This window comes from Candidatus Magnetobacterium casense, assembly GCF_019173545.1.
GTDB classification, from domain to species: Bacteria; Nitrospirota; Thermodesulfovibrionia; order Thermodesulfovibrionales; family Magnetobacteriaceae; genus Magnetobacterium; species Magnetobacterium cryptolimnobacter.
The window spans coordinates 1-2,320 of sequence record NZ_JABXWD010000482.1 but is presented as its reverse complement, the minus strand read 5'-3'; the positions used below and the strand labels follow the sequence as shown (position 1 = coordinate 2,320).

Below are 2,320 nucleotides of genomic sequence, written 5' to 3'. Positions count from 1 at the left end.
TTGCAGGGGAGGTCAAGGAGGGGGCGGAGCCGCCCTCCTTGTAGGGGGTAGGGGGCGAAGCCACCATTCTTTCTTTGACGAAGCCACCAACTACTTTTTTATGCACCCGGTGGAAAGTAGTCTTTTTTGGGCCACTTGCATTACAAGAGAAGATTCTTTTATAATCAGGTCACATGCAGCGGATATAAAGCAGAGATAGAGGTTCAGCTATGCATAGAATGTACATTGAGAATTTTGGAACGATTAAGAAGTTTGACTTTGAAGTCAAAGATTACACTGTTTTCATTGGCGAAGAAGGCAGTGGTACCCACACTATATGCACATTGATATATTTTTTCAGGACAATTAAAGACGCTTTTATTAAAAATATAAGTGAAAATATTGTTGATGCATCAACAGTAAACATTAAGAGAATAATAGAGAAACGGTTTTACGATCTTTTTTATAATACAACTTTATTTGGAAGAAATTCTCTGATCAGATATGAGTATAGTGAGCAGATATACATTTGACACTAATAAAACAAGCCTGCAGGCAGACATCCACTCAACTTCCATGCCACACTCAAGCCACCTCAGGATGGGGTCAAGGGGACTTCTTCGTGGCCGGGGCGCCTCGCCCCTCCCCTTGCAGGGGGGTTGAAGGGGGGGCGGAGCCGCCCCCTTCTTGCCTTTCTTTCTTTTTCGATGAGCATTAAAAACATAGGCACGCTCCCGCAGCATTTTATAAGGGGCAGGAAGAACGTATTTATTGACTGGCAGTTGATAGAGCCGGGGTATGGGATACCATTCTGGAAGTTCTACCAGGACAAGCACGGTCTGTTGCCGTGGTTAAGCCCGTATGGGATTGAGCTAAAGGTAATGCGCCCGGAGATAGCCGCCGAACCGTTTGTCCACAACGACCCGCTTGGATTTATCGGGGCCTACAGCACCATGCTCTATGAGGATGGCCTGTATCGCCTGTGGTATGCGACGTATGACTTTAACGAAAAGGGTCAGGAATTCGACAAACTCTGCTACATGCAATCAGAGGACTGTAAACACTGGCATCGTTCCAATTTAGGCCTCATCCCGTACAAAGGCTCAAGCGACAACAACATCGTCTACGGCCTTGGCACAAAGGACAGCGGCGGAGAAGTGGGCGCCCACGGGGCAACGGTCTTTATCGACCCCTATGCGCCACCGCAGGAACGCTACAAGCTCGCACACCTTGGCCCGGCAGAGGAAGGCTACACTCTGCAGAGCTGGCTATATGGCGCAACATCACCCGACGGTATCCACTGGAAGACACTGCCTGAGCCAATCCTCAAGTACACAAGCGACACGCAGTCCGTAGGCACCTTTGACGAAGACAGCGGTAAATATGCCCTCTACCTGCGCGGATGGTATCCAAAAAACCGATACGGCTCCGGTGGTCGTCGCATGATAACTCGTGCGCAATCTAGGGACTTCGGCAAGTTCCCCGCACCACGCCCCCTCGTCATGCCACAGACCTCCTGGGGGCCATACACGGACATATACACCAACAGCTATCACAAATGGCCGGGGGCCGACAACGCACACATCATGTTTCCAGCCCTCTACCACAGGGATACGGACACCGTTGATGTCCACATCGCACTAAGCCGCGATGCAAACCACTGGTCCTTCCCCCAGGGCAACCCGATTATCTCAAACGACGACAGACCCGATAAGGTCACCATCTACACGGGCAACGGGATCGTCCCCTACGGCAATGACCTGTGGGCATTCCCCGTGTTCTTTTCGCGCAGGGCACACAACGAATACACCGATGAGCGTCCTGCCCTCTACCTGGCAACCATCAGGCAGGATGGCTTTGTCGCCGTTGAGGCCAATCTCAGGGGCGAGTTCTACACCTATCCGTGCGTATTCAGCGGCAACAGTCTCAGCCTCAACGCCGTCTCATACACCGGCGGACAAATAAAGGTCGAAATCCTGGAAGTCAAACCGGCCCTGGAACTAACCCCCATCGTGGGCTTTACGCTCGATGTCTGTGACGCCGTCTCAGGTTCCGCCCTCTGGCAACGCGTCACATGGAGAGGTTCAGCCGATATTTCGTCGCTGGCCGGAAAAATTGTCCGATTCAGGTTCGCACTCATCAGGGCACGGTTATATGCCTTCAGGTTCGATTAGTGCTTTAGAGAATGTCCCCTTGACCCCATTGACATAGGGCACATTTGACCGTAAGAGAAAAGAAAGGGGCGGCTCCGCCCCATAGGTGTTAAGCTAAGAATGCAATCCTGCCAATAAAGCCATTCTTTGTGGAGAATCCCTCCTCTAACCACTGTAGGTGTTAAGCT

General features: G+C 51.2%; 2 protein-coding genes. Both read left to right on the top strand.

Going from position 1 to position 2,320, the window contains the following annotated elements:
- The first annotated feature begins 209 nt into the window (after positions 1-209).
- Positions 210-512, top strand: coding sequence for a hypothetical protein (locus HWQ67_RS16600; RefSeq protein WP_218253800.1), 303 nt, complete (start codon positions 210-212; stop codon positions 510-512).
- A 174-nt stretch (positions 513-686) separates the two neighbouring features.
- Positions 687-2,153 carry a hypothetical protein gene (locus HWQ67_RS16595; protein WP_218253799.1) on the top strand — a complete coding sequence of 489 codons (1,467 nt, stop codon included), beginning with the start codon at positions 687-689 and terminating at the stop codon, positions 2,151-2,153.
- The last annotated feature ends 167 nt before the right edge of the window (positions 2,154-2,320 follow it).

Coding starts and splice junctions, on each gene's coding strand:
- HWQ67_RS16600 (WP_218253800.1), top strand. CDS start 210: ATGCATAGAATGTACATTGAGAATTTTGGAACGATTAAGAAGTTTGAC.
- HWQ67_RS16595 (WP_218253799.1), top strand. CDS start 687: ATGAGCATTAAAAACATAGGCACGCTCCCGCAGCATTTTATAAGGGGC.